The organism is Clostridiales bacterium (assembly GCA_017569285.1).
Classification (GTDB): domain Bacteria; phylum Bacillota; class Clostridia; order Christensenellales; family Aristaeellaceae; genus Aristaeella.
Genome location: CP069419.1, coordinates 2,185,574 through 2,204,068 on the forward strand (window position 1 = coordinate 2,185,574; position 18,495 = coordinate 2,204,068).

An 18,495-nucleotide genomic window follows, 5' to 3' on the forward strand; every position below is an offset into this window, starting at 1 on the left:
GGAAAGGAGTTAACAAAATGAAAACATTCAAAAAGATTGCATCCCTGGTCCTGGCCGCCCTGCTGGCGCTCGGCGTGATGCCCGCCGCGGCAGAAGACGCGCCGGTACAGCCGGAGCTGGGAGCCCGGGTGAAGGACATCATTGAAGTGGACGGATACCGGTTCAGGGACCTGAATGACAACGGCGAGCTGGATCCCTATGAGGACTGGCGGCTGACCGCCGAAGAGCGGGCGGACGACCTGCTGGGCAAAATGGATATTGACCAGCAGGCAGCGCAGATGGTGCACCTGACGCTGGTAACGATGAAGGACAGCTGGTTTACCAAAAACAACGTGGGGTTTGCCCTGGTTTACGAATACATCTTCGAAACGGAAGAACCCGATGAGGATGAAGAGGAAGACGAAGAGGACGAGGACGAGGATGAGGACGAGGACAAGGAGCCTGAAGGACCTGTATCCAACGCCCGGAACGCCGCGCGCCTGACCAATGAGATCCAGGAGCTGAGCGAAGAGTCCGATTTCGGTATCCCGGTCATCTTCTCCATGGACACGGAAGCCGGCGCGGCCTTCGTGAAGGACGCAACCTACCTGCCGGATGAAATCAACCAGGGCGCTGCGAATGACGCGGAGCTGGTGGCGAAACTGAACCGGGTGCTGAAGGAAGAACTGATGGCGGTGGGCGTCCGCATGGCGTTGTCCCCGGATGCTGACCTGATTACCGATCCCCGGTGGGGCCGGAACCAGGAATGCTATTCCGAAGACACCGAAGTGGTGCAGAACCTGATCAAGGCGGCGGTCAAAGCCCTGCAGGGCGAAAACGGGGTAGATGAAAACTCTGTGGTCGCGACTGTGAAGCACTTCCCCGGCGCAGGCGCCCAGACGGGCGGCGTGGACGGAACCCCGCTGACGATCTCCGAAGACTCCCTGGAGCTCCACCTGGCCGGATTCAAAGCCGGTATGGAAGCCGGGGCGGCCGCAGTCATGCCGTACGGCTACTCCACGGTTCCGTACCTGGGCGGCGACGCGGTGGACAACTCCGCTGACCAGAGCGCTGTGGTCATGACCGACCTGCTGCGCGGACAGCTGGGCTATGAAGGCATCATCCAGACCGACTGGGGCCTGAACTTCTCCGGTGCGGCAAATGCCGGCGCGGATATCCTGGGCGGCGCGGGCGTACGCTCCACCCGGCAGGTGGTGGATGAGGTGCCGGCGGAAAAGATCACTGAAGCATGCCGCCGGATCCTGGTGCTGAAGTTTAAGATGGGCCTGTTTGAGAACCCCTACGTGGACGAAGACGCGGCTGAGGAAATCATCGGCAGTGAAGCGCACCGCGCGGTCGCGAAGGAAGCCGCGGCGAAGTCCTTCACGCTGGTGAAGTACGAGAACGCCGTATCCCTGGAAGGACAGAAGTTCATCGTGGCCGGCACCCTGGCGGACGACCTGCGCTGCCTGAGCAGCGGCTGGACCGCCAAGGAGCCGGTGGAACTGAAAGGTACCACCATCCTGCAGGCGCTGAAGAACAAGGCCGGTGAAGAAAACGTAACGTATATCGCCGATGCCGCGGAAGTTCCCGCGGACCTGAGCGGTGTGACCGCCGTGGTCGTGATGGGCGAGAAGAGCGGCACCCATGATCCCGCGTGGGGCGCCTCCACCCTGGAATTCCCGGAGGAACAGGTGAAGCTGATCAACGCGCTGGACAAGGCAGGCGCCAATGTGACAGCCGTCGTGGTGATGAACCGCGCCTACGTGCTGACCCCAGTTACGGAAGCAGCGGACAGCGTGCTGCTGGTATACCGCCCCGGCGTAACCTGCGGCGCGGAGGCCGTTGCGGACTGCCTCTTCGGCGAGACCGAGATCACCGGCCGGCTGCCGTTCCAGATTCCCGCCACCATGGAATCAGTGCTCGCGCAGCGGGAGGATATGCCCAAGGATATCGAAAACCCGCTGTATGAATACGGCTTTGGTATCGACGCTGAAGGCTTCGGGAGGTAAAAGACATGGCTTCGATTACGATCAAGGATATGTGCGTAAGCTACAACAAGGGCAAGACTTACGTACTGGATAAGCTGAACCTGGATATCAAGGACGGCGAGTTCTGCGTGTTCCTGGGGCCCTCCGGCTGCGGCAAATCCACGGCCATGTATTCCATCGCCGGCCTCCTGGAACCCTTCTCAGGCCAGATTTATTTCGGCGATACGCTGATGACGGAAACGGAAAACGGCAAAAAGAAGACCTTCGTTCCGCCGCAGGAGCGCAACATCGCCATGGTGTTCCAGGAATACGCCCTGTACCCGAACATGACCGTGCGGGAAAATATGGGCTTTTCCCTGAAGACCAAGAAGGTGCCGAAGGATGAGATTGACCGGCTGGTGAACGAGCAGGCGGCCAAGCTGGAACTGACGGACCTGCTGGACCGGCGGATTGCCCAGCTTTCCGGCGGCCAGCGCCAGCGTGTGGCCCTGGGCCGCGCCCTGGTGCGCAGCCCCCAGGTCTTCCTGCTGGACGAACCGCTGGGCAACCTGGACGCCAAGCTGCGTGACCAGGTGCGCTACGAGCTGAAGAAGATCCAGAAGGAACTGAATGTGACCACCATCTACGTGACACATGACCAGACGGAAGCCATGACCATGGCGGACCACATCGTGCTGCTGAGCGGCGGCCACATCATGCAGGAAGGCACCCCGAACGACCTGTACGACCATCCGGCCAACGAGTTCGTGGCGGGCTTCCTGGGCACCCCGCAGATCAATATCTTCCCCTGCAGCGTGAAGGAAGAGAACGGCGCATATATCCTGGACGCGGGCACATTCCGGCTGAAAGCGCCGGACCATGTGAAGGCATCCCTGGCACCCTATACGGGCAAAAAGGTGGACCTGGGTATCCGGCCGTCCGACTTTGAGATCGCGCAGGAAGGTGTGAATTCCATTCCGGCAAAGCTGGATTCCATTGAGCCGCTGGGTGACGCGTACCTGCTGTATGTACGGATCGGCGAAAAAGTGGTAGTATTTAAGTACGCCGGAGAAAAAGCGCCCACAGAGACGGAAATGCTGCTGAAACCGAACATGGAAAAGCTGCATCTTTTCGATCCGGAAACCCAGAAACGCATCAACGCATGACAAGCGCACACATTCCGGGGGAAAGCTTTGTTTCCCCCGGGATGCCTTTCCGGCAGGGACGGCGTGTTCCGCCCCTGCCGGAAGGGCAGCCGAAGCTGATCGGCGTGCTGCACCAAGAACAGGGGGGTATCTGGCATGACCGATATGGAAAAGCTGCTTGCGGCACTGGCGGAGGTCCGCGACGACGTGGACTTCGCCGGCGAGGACGCGCTGGTGGACGACGGGCTGATCGACTCCTTCGACCTGACCCAGATCATCGCCGCCCTGGACGAAGCCTTTGACATCCATATCATCACCGGCGATATTGAGCCGGAAAACTTCAACAATGTGCGGTCCATGCTGGAGCTGGTGCACAGGTACCAGGGAAAATGAGCACGCGGAATATTCTGGACTGGCTGGAAGAGGCAGCGGATGCCGCGCCGCAGTCCACGGCCTGTGACGGGCCGGGCGGAAGCTATACCTGGGGTGCCCTGCGGACGAGGGCCCGGGAAACCGGGACCTTTCTTTGCGCGCTGACGGGGCGGCAGCAGCCGGTGCTGATCCTGATGGAGAAGAGCCCGGACTGCCTGTGCGCGATGTTCGGGGCGGTGTACGCGGGGTGCTTTTACACGCCGCTGGACTCCTCCATGCCCGAGGCGCGGATGCGGATGATCGCGGAGACGCTGCAGCCGGCGGTCGTGCTGTTTGAGGAAAAGTTCCGGGATATTGCCGGACGGATCGCGGGGGACGCAAAAACAGCGTGCTTCGCGGAGATTCCCGGCGGGGAAGACGCGGGAAAGCTTGCGGAACGCCGCGCGGGACATATCGATACGGACCTGCTGTACGTGCTGTTTACGAGTGGGTCCACCGGCGTGCCCAAGGGTGTATCCATCACACATCGGAGCGTGGTGGACTTCGTCGAGTGGGCCTGCGGCGCGCTGCGGCTGCCGGAAGGCGTACGCTTCGGAAGCCAGGCGCCGTTCTATTTTGACAATTCCGTGCTGGACATCTACTGCGCGATGAAGATGCGGGGCAGCCTGCACCTGATCCCGCGTGGTGATTTTATGTTCCCCAAAAGGCTGATGGAACGCATCAATGCCGAGAAGATTGACACGCTGTTCTGGGTGCCGTCGGCGCTGACGGCGCTGGCGAACGCTGACGTGCTGGCCCCCGGATCGCTGCCGGGCGTGAAGCGCGTGTTCTTCTGCGGGGAGACGATGCCCTGCGCGACGCTGAACCGCTGGAAGCAGGCCCTGCCGGACGCGGACTATGTGAATATGTACGGGCCGACGGAGATTACGGATGTGTGCGCCTGGTACCGGGTGGACCGGGACTTCGCGGACACGGACAGCCTGCCGATCGGGTTCCCGTGCGGCAATACAAGGATTGAGCTGATCGACGGGGAGATCTGCGTGGGGGGCACCTGCCTGTCGCCGGGCTACTACAACGCGCCGGAAAAGACCGCTGCCGCCTTTGTGCAGAATCCGCTGCGGCCGCAGATCCGGGAAATCCTCTACAAAACCGGCGACCTGGGCGAGTACAGCGACCGCGGGGAGCTGATGTTCCTGGGCCGGCGGGACAGCCAGATCAAGCGCAGCGGATACCGCATCGAGCTGGGTGAGGTGGAGTGCGCGCTGAGCGCGGCGGAGGGCGTGGAGCTGGCATGCTGCTGGTATGATGCTCCGAACGAAAAGATTATCGCGGCCTTTACGGGGACCGCGGATGAAAAGGATATCCGGAAGGCGCTGAAGGCGGCGCTGCCCAAGTATATGCTGCCGGACAGCCTGCTGCGCCGGGATACCATGCCCCGGACCGGCAGCGGAAAGATTGACCGGGCAGCGCTGAAACGGGAGGCGGAACTTGAGCATACTGACCGTTGAGTTCCTGGCCTTCGCGGCATGTACGCTGCTGCTGTACTACCTGATGCCGCTGAAGGTCCGCTGGCTGGTGCTGGTATGCGCCAGCGCGGTTTTTGTATGCCTTTCCGGCTGGTACAGCGCGGCGCACCTGACGGCAGCAGCCCTGGTGATGTGGGGCGGCGGCCTGCTGCTGCGGAAAAAGAAGAGCCGCCTGCTGCTGGCTGTGCTGTTGGTACTGGACCTGGGCGCCATGGCTTTCCTGAAGTATTATCCCGCCTTCTCCGGGGCGGACCTGATCCTGCCGCTGGGCCTGAGCTATTTCACGTTCCAGAGCGCGGGATACCTCATTGACGTATACCGCGGCAAGGCGGAGGCCCGGAAGAACCCGCTGGAGGCGTGGCTGTTCATCGGATACTTCCCCCAGCTGGCACAGGGGCCGATTTCCACCTGGAAGGAGCTGGGCAGCCAGCTGCGGACCGGGCACCCGCTGGATCCCGACAATTTCGTATCCGGCTTCCAGCTGCTGCTGTGGGGCTACTTCAAAAAGCTGGTGATCGCGGACCGGCTGGCGGCGGTGACGGATGCCCTGCTGAAGGGCGGGGACCTGCCGGGCTGGTTTGTGCTGGGTGGTGTGACCTTGTACGCCATCCGGCTGTACCTGGATTTTTCCGGCGGCATGGACGTGGTGCGCGGTTTCTCCCGGATGGCGGGAATTGAGCTGCCGGAGAACTTCCGCCGGCCGTTCTTCAGCCAGAGCGTGGCAGAATACTGGCGGCGGTGGCACATCACGCTGGGTGCGTGGTTCCGCTCGTATCTGCTGTACCCGCTGACGACCTCGAAGGCAGGCATCGGGCTGGGCAAGGCGGCATCGAAGGCATTCGGGAAAAAGACGGGGCGCATGGTGCCCAGCGTGCTGGCGACGATGCTGGTGTTCCTGCTGATCGGTATCTGGCATACCGCCAACTGGAACGCGGTGGTGTTCGGCGCTTACTTCGGCATCGTAATGGCAGCCAGCATGCTGCTGGAACCGGTGTGGAAGAGCATGCGGACCGCGCTGAACCTGCCAAAGGATGGCTGGATGAAGCCCTTCCGGCTGGTGCGGACGTGGATCCTGATCCTGATCGCGCAGTACTTCGCGTTTACGGCCGGCCCCGGGCAGGGGCTCAGCCTGATGGCGCAGACGGTGCAGCCGTGGAGCTTTGCCGGCTTCGCCGAAAAGATAACCGGCGTGATGGAAATGACGGAGTGGATGATCATCGTGGCGGGATGCGTGATCGTACTGATTGTGGACATCCTGTGCGAGAAGAATATCGACGTGTGCGGCAAGCTCGCGAAAACACATTTCTGGATCCGATGGCCGGTGCTGCTGGCGCTGATCCTGGCGACTGCGGTACTGGGAATCTACGGTTCGGGTTATGACGGGGCGGCGTTCCTGTATACGCAGTTCTGAGGGCGGAAAGGAAACGAAGATGGCAAAGGAAGCAACAGGCGGGAAGAAAAAGGCGGGCTTTTTGATCCGGCTCGCCTGCTTTGCGCTGCTCACTGTGCTGATGCTTGCTTTTGCCACCTATGTGCTGACCCCCAAGCATGACTACGGAATCTGTTCCATGATCAACCTGTACCGCCAGCCGGAGAACAGTGTGGACGTGCTGACGGTCGGGACCTCCCTGGCCTATGCCGGGGTGAATACCAATGTGCTGTGGGAGGAATACGGAATCGCCTCCTACAACCTGTGCAGTGCGGAACAGCCCTTCTGGGTAAGCTACTACACGATTAAGGAAGCGCTGAAGACGCAGCACCCGAAGGTAATCCTGCTGGATGCCAAGCCGGCTATATATAGCCGGGATTATTCCAAACGCGGACGGACGATCCTGTCAACCTTCGGTATCCGGGGAATTGAAAACCGGATTGGCGCGATCCTGGCCTGCGTGGAAAAGCCGCAGGATGCGATGGGATATATCCTTGGCCTGCCGGAGGTCCATAATGGCTATGCGAAACGGACCTGGAATGATTTTGCTTTCCCGCCGGACAACGGGGGACGCGGCGTGTCCTGGAAAGGGTACATTGAAAGCGACGTCACGGAACACCATGACCGGCCGTCCCTGGTGTGGAACCGTGTGAAGCGGAACATGAATGACCGGGAAGAGGAATACGCGCGGAAAATTTTTGAGATGGCCCGGGATGAGGGAATCACGATCATGCTGGTGGGCTTCCCGAATCCCGACTACGCGAACGATCATATGTATTACAACACCCTCTGGGCTGTTGCTGCGGAATACGGGGTGGAGGGGATCAACTACAACGATCCGTCACTCCGGTTCGGGCTGCGGTATTCCTCTGATTTTGCCGACTGGCAGCACCTGAATGTGAAGGGGAGCATTACCTTTACCCGGAAGCTCGGGGCAGACCTGAAACAGATGTTTGACCTACCGGACCGCCGGGGGGACGCGCATTATGCCTCCTATGACACATGCGCACAGCTGTGGGCGGAAAAATACCCGGACTTCGAGTCCTCCGGCGCGGAAGGCCGTCCGCTGGATTGGTTCCCGGAGCCGGCGGAACAGGAACCAATGGACTTTTAGCCAACAGGAGGTTTAACCGTGAAATCCAATATGCTGGAATTCCTGGAGGAAACCGCGCAGCGGCTGCCGCAGAAGGTTTCATTCTACGATGACCGCGAAAGCCTGACCTATGCGCAGCTGACGGAAAAAGCACAGCGGATCGGTTCATGCCTGGCGGCAGCGGTTCCCGTGCGCACACCGGTGGCGCTGCTGCTGGAAAGCCGCAGCATCCGCAACGTATCCGCCATGTACGGTACGCTGTACGCCGGGTGTGCCTACGCGCCGCTGGATATCGCGATGCCGCCGGAACGCCTGAAGCTGCTGCTGGATCTGATGCAGCCCTCGGCGGTGCTGGCGGATGAAAAAGGCGCGAAGGCTTATGAAACCCTGGGGATGAATATACCGCTGATCCGGTACGCGGACGCGGAAGCGGCGGATACTAACGCGGGAAAGCTAGCGGCCATCCGCCGGCAGGCCAGCGTGTACGACCCGATGTCCGTGCTGTACACCTCCGGATCCACGGGCATCCCGAAGGGATCCATCCAGACGCATTTCAGCTATGTGAACTGGACAGACGCAACCAACGAGGTATACAGCTTTACGGAAGATATGGTATTCGGCAACCAGTCACCGTTCTTCTACGCAAATTCCGTGCTGGACGTAATCTCCCCGGTTTCACTGGGCGCAACGGTGTACCTGCTGCCAGCAGGGGTGCTGGGATTCCCGAAAAGGCTGCTCTGCTGCCTGAAGGAACAGCATGTGACCTGCCTGTGCATGACGCCGAGCAGTTTCATCAGCATTGTGAATGCAGGCGTGCTGGCACCCGGCTGCCTGCCGGAACTGAAGTGGGGCATTATGAGCGGCGAATCCATGCCGTGGCCGCCGCTGAAAGTGTGGATGGACGCGACGCCGAACGCCGGCTGGTGGCACTACTACGGCAGCACGGAGATGTTCTCCGTGGCGGTAGGCAAGGTACCGCATGAGTATGACGCGGGCAGCCGCCTGCCGGTGGGCCGGCCGTTCCGGCTGGCGCATATTCTTTTCCTGGATGAGAACGGGAACGAGGCAAAGCCCGGAGAGCCGGGTGAAATGCTGCTTTCCAGTCCCTGGATTGCCTGGGGGTACCACCGGGATCCGGAACGGACGATGGCCTCCTGGGTGGTGGACCCGCTGGAACGCGGCTGGCAGGAACGTTTCTTCCGCAGCGGGGATATTGGTTACCTGCAGGAGGACGGCCAACTGATGGTGCTGGGCCGCCGGGACAACCAGATCAAGCATATGGGCTACCGTATGGAACTGGGCGAGGTGGAAGCTGTGCTGCGCGGCCTGGAAGGCTGGAAGGAAGGCTGCGTGCTGTACAATCGGGAGAATGATGAAATCTGGTGCTTCTGGTCGGGCACACTGGATGAGAAGCAGCTTCGGGCCGGGCTGAAGGAAAGCCTGGCGCGGTATATGCTGCCGGACAGATATGTGCACCTGGAAAAAATGCCGCACACCCCATCCGTGAAGGTGGACCGCAATACCCTGAGTCAGATGATGAAATAAAAAAGAGTCATCGGGATTTGTTCCCGGTGACTCATCCTGTTTTGGGTCAGCCGCCCGATGTGAACTGGGACGGGGTCTGACCGGTGTACTGGTGGAACACTTTGGTGAAATAGCTGGAATCCTCATAGCCGACGCAGGCAGCCACGTCGCGCAGCAGCAGGTCCGGCTTTTCGGTGAGCAGTTTCTTGGCTGCCTCCATGCGGCAGCGGGTGAGCCAGGCGTTGAAGGTGGTGTCGCTGTACTTACGGAAAAGCCGGCTCAGATATGTCTGGGAGATGCCGATTTCATCGCAGACGCTCTGCATGCTCAGCGGCTGGGCGTAATTGTCCCTGATGTACTGGGCTGCGTAGTCGTACAATTCCCGCGGGGAAAGCTTGCGGTCCGACATGCTGCCGCCGTCAAACAGCATGGAATAGGCGGAAGCCATCAGGTCACCGGTGGAGGAGGCACTGCGGATCAGGTCATTGAACCCGGTGAGCAGATCCTCCTGCCGGGCGCCGATGGACGGGCTGACGGCGGAGGCATGGTGAATCAGCTGGCGGCCAAGGTGCCACACCTCACGCTGGGGAAGCTGATCCTTCTCCCAGGAAGATGCCAGGGACATAAAGTAATCCTTGATCATGCGGTACTTGGCGGATGTAATGAAATATGTGTACTGGTTCATCTCGGAGGTGGGAAGGCGCATATGCTCCTTCGGCATGGCACCGCCGGTAAACTGGATGATCTGGTGACGGCCGATGACTGTTTTCCGATACAGCAGGGTGAGGGACCACTCGATGAATGCCGGCAGGAATTCAATTTCCCGCTCTGCCGGGGTATATACCGCGGTCCAGGTGCTCAGCGGGCCCTTGCGGGTCATGTATACGCTCAGGTCGGTAAGGAATTCCTCCACCGGGCCTTCCGGGGCGATGAGAATCTGTTCATCATCATCCCGCCCGCGCAGGACCTGGAAGCGCTCCTGCTTCGGCAGTACCAGGGAGGAGGCACTCAGCACCCGGGGCAGCGTCATGTCCTGGTTGCCCCAGCGGATCATCGCAAAGCGGAAGCGCCGGCGGCTGTACATCTGGGCGGCTGTTTCCACGGAGTAGGGTTGGCCGCAGGCAATAGCCGGGAGGAGGGAAGCTTCAATATCGGTGTTCTGGGATGTCAGCTTTTTCTCAATCGACTGCAGGATGGCGGACATCTTGCTGATGCTGACCGGCTTGAGCAGGTATTCATCCACTCCCGCCTCGATGGCACCCTGCGCGTATTCGAACTCCCCGTAGCCACTGATGATCACGATACGGATATTGGGCTGGAGTGCACGGGCAGACTTGGCCAGCTCGATACCGTTCATGCCGTGCATGCTGATATCGGTAATCAGCAGGTCCACGTTTTCCCGCTGCAGGAAATCCAGGGCCTGCTCGCCGCTGGAAGCGGTATCGGCCACCTGGAAGGTGGCGGAAAACTGTTCGATAATGCTCCGGACAAACCGCTGCGCCGGCAGCTCATCATCCACGATCAACACCCGGTACATAGCGAAACCTCCAGATTGTGATTATATATTTGTATGTATTATAACATATCAATTTGGAAAATCCAGCACATGACAGATATCTCCATTGATTTGTGCAGGATATTTCCAAAAACGGGGAAGATGCGGTTTTTTTTCGGAAAGAGTTTCAAATCTTTCGGATATCCGGCCGGCAATTCATACTATATTTGTATCAGAAACGCAGGACAAGTATGGGAAGACTGCGGAATAAAAAAGGAGGATTATTTACCATGAGGAAACTGGCTTTGCTGACGGCACTTGTTATGCTGCTCACGTCTGTGGGTATCACAGCATTTGCGGAAGATGAAGCAATCGTGGAAAGCGCTTCCGGCTTCTACTACATTGAAGCAGAAGGCAGCCGCCCCCGCCTGAGCGCAGCGTCCAAGGATGTATTTATCCAGGTGGACGGCGAGTGGTTCAAGGACCTGAACAGAAACGGTACCCTTGATGTGTACGAAGACTGGCGCCAGGATGTGCCGGCCCGTGTCGCGGACCTGACGGCCCAGATGACGATGGACGAAAAGGGAGGCCTGCTGCTCTTCGCATGTATCGCCGGCCAGAACGGATCCACCGTGACCAACTTCAACGCTGAAATCGCCGGATTCGGCGGAGGCGGAAGTGATGCGGCAACTGCGGCTAGCGCGGCGGTAGTTGACCTGGAGAGCCCGGCGATCAATGACCCGGACAATCTGACTGTGGATGTCAACGGTAAGGTTTACCAGTCCACACGGTACCAGCTGCAGACGATGCATGTGAACACCTTTATCGCGGCCCTGACCGGTGTTCCGAAGGACCAGCTGGATGTTTTCAACCGCCTGCAGGGCTATGCGGAAGATACGCGGCTGGGTATCCCGGCCACCTTCTCCGGCGACCGTACCTACAACACCTGGGGCGGCATGATTGACGCCCCGCACTATGCGTTCGGTGTTGCCAGGGATCCCGAACTGCTGTACAACCTGATGAGCGAATATGCCAAGGAATCCGTTGCACTCGGATACCACCAGGTATTCCACGGATACGGCAATGAAATCGGATCCTGGTACGGCGATGATCCCAATTACATCGCCAAGATGGCGGCTGCCGAAACCAAGGCCTATGAGGACAACGGTTTCCAGTCCCACTCCAAGCACTTTATCGCCCGCGGCGGACGGAATTCCTACATGGCGGCAAAGTCCCCCGCCAACCTGATTGACTCCTGGAAGATCGGCTGGAAGGCGGTTGTGGATGCCGGCACGCAGTACATCATGACGAACAACAACGAGGGCGTCACCCCCGGTGTGCAGGGCTATATGGACAAGGATACCTACGATATCCTGCGCAACGAACTGGGCTATGACGGCGTTGTGTGCCTCGACTGGCCCCTGGGCGACTCCAGCCTGATGACGAAGACCGGTATCCTGGCCGACGGAACGGACATCTCCAAGCTGAGCCTGGTGGAACGGTACGCCCTGATCCTGAACGCGGGCGTGGATATGTTCTCCTGCTCGGTCGGCGTTCCGGGTACGGATGTGAACGATGAAACCTATGCCAGCATCTTCATGCACGCCCGTCCCCAGGTTGTGGTCCAGACGGTAACGGACGGCCTGGTAACCGAGGAAGACCTGAATGTGCATGTGGGCCGCGTGCTGAAGACCAAGTTCGCGTACGGCCTGTTCGAGAATCCCTACCGTGACTGGGGCGAACTGCTTGAGCTGATCGGAACGGATGCCTATAAGGCGGAACAGACCATCCCGCTGAGCACCGAGACGATCGATACATACCGCCGCCCGGAAATCATTGCCATGGAAGAAGAACTGATGGTCAAGTCCACCATCGTGTACAAGAACGACGGCGTCCTGCCCCTGAAGGCGGATGCCAAGGTGTACATCGACTCCAATGCCGGCAGCCGGGAAGCCATCGCGGCGGCTGTCGCTGAGAAGGCAACTGTGGTGGAAGACCTCGCGGAAGCGACGGCAGCCGTGTTCCATGTGACCAGCTTCAACGATGCCTATGAGGCCATGATTGAGGATGCCCAGGACGAGAAGGTGCCGGTTGTGCTGATCTATGAGGGAACCAACAGCAATGAACCTGCCCTGCAGCAGTTCATTGATGCCAATGCCCTGGTGATGCAGACCTACCGCAACACGCCGGACCATGGCTCCTCTGTCGGATCCTTCTACCGCTATGTGACACCGTCCGTGACTGCGGCGATGCTCTTCGGCGAGAAGGAACCCACCGGCAAGACGCTGTTTGAACTGGCGTACAACCCGGATGACAAGGCGCTGTCCTGGGGCGAACTGCAGGATGATATCGGTGTGAGCGATGACGTACGGCTGTACATGGCCATGCTGGCCAAGCGCAACCCCGCAGTCGAAATGCCCAACAACCTGGGTGATGTGATCGTCACGGACGGCTTCGGCATTGAGCTGAGCAAGCCTGCTGATATCCACCTGAGCCTGCTGACCGTTCCGCGCACTGTAAAGAATGAAGAAGTGGAAACCTCTTCCGGCATGCAGATGCAGACCACGGTCAATACCAGCATCCTCAAGGCGGGTGAGCCCTTTACAATCCGCTTTGTGGCTGAGAACACCGGCGCCGGTGACGGCCTGATCACGGTTCCTGTGCTGGACAACGGCGAGGCTGCCGCGGAGAAGGTTGTGGGCGTGACTGCCGGACAGTTCCGGGTGATCAATGTGGACCTGGTCCTGGAAGCCGGCGAGCATACCATCACTGTGGGTGATCTGTCCGCAACGGTTACCGTTGAGTAATCAAAAGGAAAACCATCCGGCCGGGAGGCGCTGCGAAGCCGCCTCCCGGCTTCTGCAATGAAAGATGGTGAAGAAATGAAAAGGTTACCCTGGCTGATCCTGCTCCTGGCAATCCTGCTGGCAGTTCCTTTCGCAGCACATGCGGATACGCTGTATGCTGCCCCGGGGCAGATGTCACTGACCGAAGCCCTGGCTGCCTGCAAAGACGGCGATGTGATTGAACTGGCGGAAGGAACATATGCGGAACCGGATGAGGTGTTCCCGCTGACGGTGACGAAGGCAGTGACCATCCGGGCGGCGGAAGGCGCCAGCCCGGTCATTGAATCGCCGGCATTCAAGGCAGCGATCCGCGTGGAGGCAGGCGGCGTTACCCTGCAGGGGCTGGACATCCGCTTCCTGCGCACCGGAATCTATGCCATCGGCAGTGACATGACGCTGGAGAACTGCAAAATCATCCTGGCAGATCCTGCCTGGCGGACTTCTTCCTGCGGCATGTGGTGCGGCGGAATATACCGCATGACTGTGCGCGGATGCGCTTTCACAGGCTGCGGAATTTCCCTGGCCGGCCCGCCGCTCAGCGAACGGAGTGCAGACCTTCCGAAGCTGACGGGCCTGTTCGAGGTGGGAGAGGATATCGATTACTTTACCACCCACACCATTGAAAACTGCACGGTGAACGGAAAGCCGCTGTTCTATGCGGCACTGCTGCCGGAAGTGAACGCCCCCGCGGATGCGGGAGAAATCATCTGCTGCGGCTGTGGGAAAGTGACCGCAGAAGGGGCGGATGTGTCCGACTGCTCTATGGGCATGGTGCTGGCCTATAACGAGGAAGTGCGGCTGACCGACTGCAAAGCGGACCGGTGCGGCGTGTTCGGCATCTATGTGGCCAAGTGCGGCGGCGGCGAAATGCTGCGCTGCTCTGCCCGGGAAACCAATCACGGCCTGGATATCCGGGCGACGGACCATATGATCCTGCGGGAATGCTCCGCGGCGGACTGCGACCAGGGGCTGTTCTTCTCCCTGGTGAGGGACGGCGCCATGATCGACTGCACGGTGACCGGCACCGGCCAGGGATACTTCATGGCGGCCGGAAGCGGGAATGCGCTGCTGAACTGTACCGCATCTGCCTGTGAGAATGGCTTTAACCTGCAGAAGGAAGGCCATGTACTGATGACCGGATGCACGGCGGAAGCCTGCACCGTATGCGGGGTGCGGCTGGATGCCACGCCCACGGCGTTCTTCGGCAACACGCTGAAGGATAACTGGACCGCGGTGATGGCCTATGGCGGTACATCCTTTGATATGGCGAAGAACCGGTTTGAGAATTCCGGCTGCTGCGCGCTGTACCTGCGGGATATCGGATACAGCCGGTTCATCGGCAATGTGTTTACCGGCAGCGCAATCAAGAGCGTGGAGGCTGCGGGCACAATGGGCGGCAGCCTGTGGATCGGGAACGAACCGGACAAGGCGCCGGACATGTCTGCCGCGTCAGACGGCTTTATACCGAATTTTCCCATTGCCTGTTCGGAATAATCCTGCTTTCCGGCTTCAGGTGCATGCTATCATATCATTGCAGTCAGATTATTATCCGCATGTGAAAGGGGTATGCAGATATGAAAAAATGGATGAGTATTATCATCGCGGTCCTGATGGTTATGACGCTTGCAGTTTCCGCCGCGGCGGCTGAGCGCCCCGGAATTGTTGCGCATAAAGCTGATGGAATCGTGATAGACGGAAAATTGGAGGACTGGAACCTCGACTCTCCCGCCGTGGTGGAAGCCCCTGAACAGGTTATCCGGGACCTGGTATTCTGGCAGGGTCCGAACGACTGTTCCGTGAAATTCTACCTGGCCTGGAACGAAGAAAACCTCTATGTGGCCGCGGACGTTACAGAGGATACTCCCCTGGGAGCCATCGAGATGCTGCCAATCGACGGGGAGGACAACCTGAAGCTGTTTATCTCTACCGATCCCGCGGCGGATCCGGAACGGACCGAATACGGCTCCAATGATTTCCAGATTTATTTCGTGATGAACGAAGGCTACTGGGATACGGCAATCGACCGTTCCATGGTGCCGAAGGACAGCCGCCTGCGCTTTGTCAGCCTGGGCATGGACGGCGGCGAGAGCGTGCTGCCCGGCTATGAATGCGCTGTGGAGAAAACGGTAACCGGCTTCACCTGGGAAGCGGTGATCCCGTGGGCGGACCTGTCCAGTGAGAACACCATGGCCAAGAAAAACAAGATTGAGCTGTATACCCCCAAGGCCGGCGACGTACTCTCCTGCGACTTTGCCATTACCGACATCAGCTATCCCTGCCCCGGCACGGAATACATTCCGCAGATGGCATGGTGCGGCAGCCAGAAAATCAACAGCAGCCCGGCCGAGTGGGGCAGCGTAACCCTGGGCGAATAACAAAGCAGAAAAAGCCAATCCGGACAGGATATCCATCCTGCCCGGATTTCTTATCCTGATTGTCCATACGCAGTACGGAAGCGTGGATTTTCCCGATGATTGTGCAATTTATTCATGAATACGGGAGGGAAGTTTGTGAGATAATGAATCCAGCAGGTAACCCATAACAATTCCATGACTGTTTCGACCGGAGAAAGGAGCAAAACCCCATGAAGAAACTGGCACTTTTACTGGCGGTGATTATGGCGTTTTCCGTCTGCACGGTATTCGCCGAGGAACCTGCCGGCCCCACGGAAGCTGAAATCCTGGCCCAGACCTGTGAGTTCGCCTTGATTGAAGCGGATGAAACCACCGGGCAGCCCCGCCTGACCTATATGGAAGGCGTCACCCCGATCCTGGAAGTGGACGGACTCAAGTTCAAGGATATGAACGGAAACGGCGAGCTGGACGTTTATGAAGACTGGCGGCAGGAGACTGACGCCCGCGTGAACGACCTGCTGGCCCAGATGAACGACAAGGAAAAGGCCGGTACCCTGTTCTGCGTCAGCGCGAACCTGGAGACCGCGCGCTCCCTGATCCCGGACTTTGCACTGACCTGTATGCTGTTCAACCTGAACGGCGCGCCGGTCCAGGTGGTCAACACCCTGAACAACCTGCAGGCGACTGCGGAAGCGGAGCGCCTGAGCATGCCGATGATCTTCACCTCCGACCGCGAATACAACGCGTTCGGCGGCTACATTGACAAGGCGCACATCGCGTACGGCACCGCGAATGATCCCGAACTGGCTTACAAGCTGAGCTACTTCTACGGTAAGGCGATGGTCGCCATCGGCGTCCATGTCACATTCGAGCCCTATGCCAATGAAATCGGCGCCCAGTACGGCGAGAACCCCGAGCACATTGCGGCAATCGTTTCCCAGGAAGTCAAGGGCATGGAAGACGCCGGGTTTGCCAGCTGCGTCAAGCACTGGATCGGCCGCGGCGGCGACAGCAACTTCGGCAATGCCCGTTCGGTAGCCCAGAACTTTGACAACTGGATGGTCGGCTGGAAGGCTGCACTGTCCGGCGGAAATGAGTGGGTGATGACCAACTGCGGCGGCACCGGCATCACCAACACCACCGACGTCAAGTGGGACAAGGTGACCATGAGCTACCTGCGTGACACCCTCGGTTTTGACGGCATCGTCGTGACCGACTGGTGGGCCCTGGGCATGGGCGGCCAGGTTTCCGGCGTCACCAACGAAGGAATCGAACTGAGCGAGCAGACCGGCGCATGGCTGTACAATGAAGCACTGCTGAACGGCACCGATATGTTCGGCGCGGGCGGCATCGGCCATGGCACCGACATCACCGGCATCGACAACGGCGACGGCACCAAGACCGGATCCACCATGTGGAACTGGCCGGACTGCATTATTGAAGGCCTGAAGGACGGCCAGGTGGACCAGGCGAACGTGGACCGCTCCGTGGCCCGGATCCTCAACTTCAAGTTCCGCAAGGGCCTGTTTGAGAATCCTTACCGCGTGCCGGAAGAGGCGCTGGCTGTTGTGGCGTCTCCCGAATACCAGGCGGAACAGTGGCCGCTGGACACCAACGAAGCGCTGCGCAAAGCCCGCACCGCGGAGGAAGTGGAACTGGCCGAAAAGCTGCAGGCCAAGAGCGCTGTCCTGATGAAGAACGACAACGCTGTGCTGCCGCTGGCCAAGGGCACCAAGGTTTATATCGAATCCTCCTCCAATGAAACCCTGGATCATTACAAGCAGTATATCGCGGAGTATGGCGAGATCGCGGAAACACTGGAAGACGCGGACGTAGTCATCGGCTATTACGGTGACATCAATGACGCGGGCGAACTGCTGATTGAAGACGCGCAGGATGCCGGCAAGCCTGTTATCCTGACGCTGACCAACAAGGCGACGGAGTACGCACTGACTAATTCCGACGCGCTCATCTACATGCCTTTCAGCCAGCAGCCCGACCATGGCTCCGGTGAAGCCGGCTTCATCTACGGCACGGAGCCCTGGGTATACGCGGACCTGCTGTTCGGAGTCCGTGAACCGGAAGGCATCATCCAGAAGGAACAGGCCCGCAATAACATTGAGGAAGCGCTCCAGTGGAAGGACCTTGCGGGTGACCAGGGCGCGTCCCCCTATGTACGGCTGATCGTCCAGGCCCTGATGATGGCGGATACGGAAAACCATGCTTCGCCCAACAACTACGGCGATCCGCTGGTCATCTATGATTACAGTATGCGTTACGGCAAGGCGGGAGACTTCGCTTACAGCTGCCTGATCCTGCCACAGAGCGTGACCGAAGAGGAAGGCGAGAACAGCTGGGGCAGCAAGACGGTAACCACCACCGTGACCAACACGGCGAAGGGCGGAGAACCGTTCCATGTATACTGCCTGCTCCACAACAACGGCGCGGATGACATCACGACTGTTGTGGCGAAAGCCAACGGAGAACCTGTTGCCGAGAAGATCTACACCGTCCAGGGCGGATCCTGGCGCGTGGTGGATATGGAACTGACCCTTGAAGCCGGCGAGTATGATATCGAAGTCGGCACGGTGAAGGGCCATATGACAGTCGGCGAGTAAGAATTTCCCGCTTTCCGGCGAGCTTCCTCCGGAAGGCATACTCCCCGCACCCGCCGCGGCATCTGCCGCGGCGGGTGTTTCGTTTTTCCCGGGATATACGGAGGCTTTCCCAAAGCTTCGCGCCATGGTATACTGAACGGCGGA

Annotated in this window: 12 protein-coding genes; 11 read left to right on the forward strand and 1 reads right to left on the reverse strand. The window is 59.5% G+C overall.

The genetic code is table 11. The annotated features are described in order from the left end of the window. Nucleotides 1-17 precede the first annotated feature (17 nt). The 7 genes from JNO48_09495 (at nt 18) to JNO48_09525 (ending at nt 9,059) form a co-directional block, all read left to right on the forward strand. Nucleotides 18-1,991, forward strand: coding sequence for a glycoside hydrolase family 3 C-terminal domain-containing protein (locus JNO48_09495; GenBank protein ID QTE67436.1), 1,974 nt, complete (start codon nt 18-20; stop codon nt 1,989-1,991). Nucleotides 1,992-1,996: 5 nt separating this feature from the next. Then, the gene (locus JNO48_09500; GenBank protein QTE67437.1) at nt 1,997-3,115 is read left to right on the forward strand and encodes an ABC transporter ATP-binding protein; all 1,119 of its coding nucleotides are present in this window, start codon (nt 1,997-1,999) and stop codon (nt 3,113-3,115) included. Nucleotides 3,116-3,250: 135 nt separating this feature from the next. Next, nucleotides 3,251-3,487, forward strand: a complete 237-nt coding sequence (locus JNO48_09505) for an acyl carrier protein (protein ID QTE69734.2) — start codon at nt 3,251-3,253, stop codon at nt 3,485-3,487. Further along, nucleotides 3,484-4,974 carry an AMP-binding protein gene (locus JNO48_09510; protein QTE67438.1) on the forward strand — a complete coding sequence of 497 codons (1,491 nt, stop codon included), beginning with the start codon at nt 3,484-3,486 and terminating at the stop codon, nt 4,972-4,974. Before JNO48_09505 ends, JNO48_09510 begins: the two co-directional genes overlap by 4 nt. Further along, complete coding sequence (locus tag JNO48_09515; protein QTE67439.1) at nt 4,955-6,403, forward strand: MBOAT family protein; 1,449 nt, start codon at nt 4,955-4,957, stop codon at nt 6,401-6,403. The genes JNO48_09510 and JNO48_09515 overlap by 20 nt, the downstream gene beginning before the upstream one ends. 19 nt (nt 6,404-6,422) lie before the next feature. Next, a complete protein-coding gene (locus tag JNO48_09520) occupies nt 6,423-7,535 on the forward strand; it encodes a hypothetical protein (GenBank protein QTE67440.1) in 1,113 nt (370 codons plus the stop codon). An 18-nt stretch (nt 7,536-7,553) separates the two neighbouring features. Continuing rightward, nucleotides 7,554-9,059, forward strand: coding sequence for an AMP-binding protein (locus tag JNO48_09525; GenBank protein ID QTE67441.1), 1,506 nt, complete (start codon nt 7,554-7,556; stop codon nt 9,057-9,059). Nucleotides 9,060-9,105: 46 nt separating this feature from the next. Here the strand turns inward: JNO48_09525 and JNO48_09530 are convergent, their stop codons facing one another. Beyond that, the gene (locus tag JNO48_09530) at nt 9,106-10,575 is read right to left on the reverse strand and encodes a response regulator (GenBank protein QTE67442.1); all 1,470 of its coding nucleotides are present in this window, start codon (nt 10,573-10,575) and stop codon (nt 9,106-9,108) included. Nucleotides 10,576-10,823: 248 nt separating this feature from the next. Between JNO48_09530 and JNO48_09535 the strand changes: the two genes are divergently transcribed. The 4 genes from JNO48_09535 to JNO48_09550 all read left to right on the forward strand — a co-directional run bounded on the left by JNO48_09535 (nt 10,824) and on the right by JNO48_09550 (nt 18,351). Beyond that, nucleotides 10,824-13,340, forward strand: coding sequence for a glycoside hydrolase family 3 protein (locus JNO48_09535; protein QTE67443.1), 2,517 nt, complete (start codon nt 10,824-10,826; stop codon nt 13,338-13,340). A gap of 75 nt (nt 13,341-13,415) precedes the next feature. After that, nucleotides 13,416-14,873, forward strand: a complete 1,458-nt coding sequence (locus JNO48_09540; GenBank protein ID QTE67444.1) for a right-handed parallel beta-helix repeat-containing protein — start codon at nt 13,416-13,418, stop codon at nt 14,871-14,873. An 80-nt stretch (nt 14,874-14,953) separates the two neighbouring features. After that, nucleotides 14,954-15,754 (forward strand): hypothetical protein, encoded by an 801-nt coding sequence (locus tag JNO48_09545; protein QTE67445.1) that lies wholly within the window; start codon nt 14,954-14,956, stop codon nt 15,752-15,754. A 209-nt stretch (nt 15,755-15,963) separates the two neighbouring features. Continuing rightward, complete coding sequence (locus JNO48_09550) at nt 15,964-18,351, forward strand: glycoside hydrolase family 3 protein (GenBank protein QTE67446.1); 2,388 nt, start codon at nt 15,964-15,966, stop codon at nt 18,349-18,351. Nucleotides 18,352-18,495: the final 144 nt, after the last annotated feature.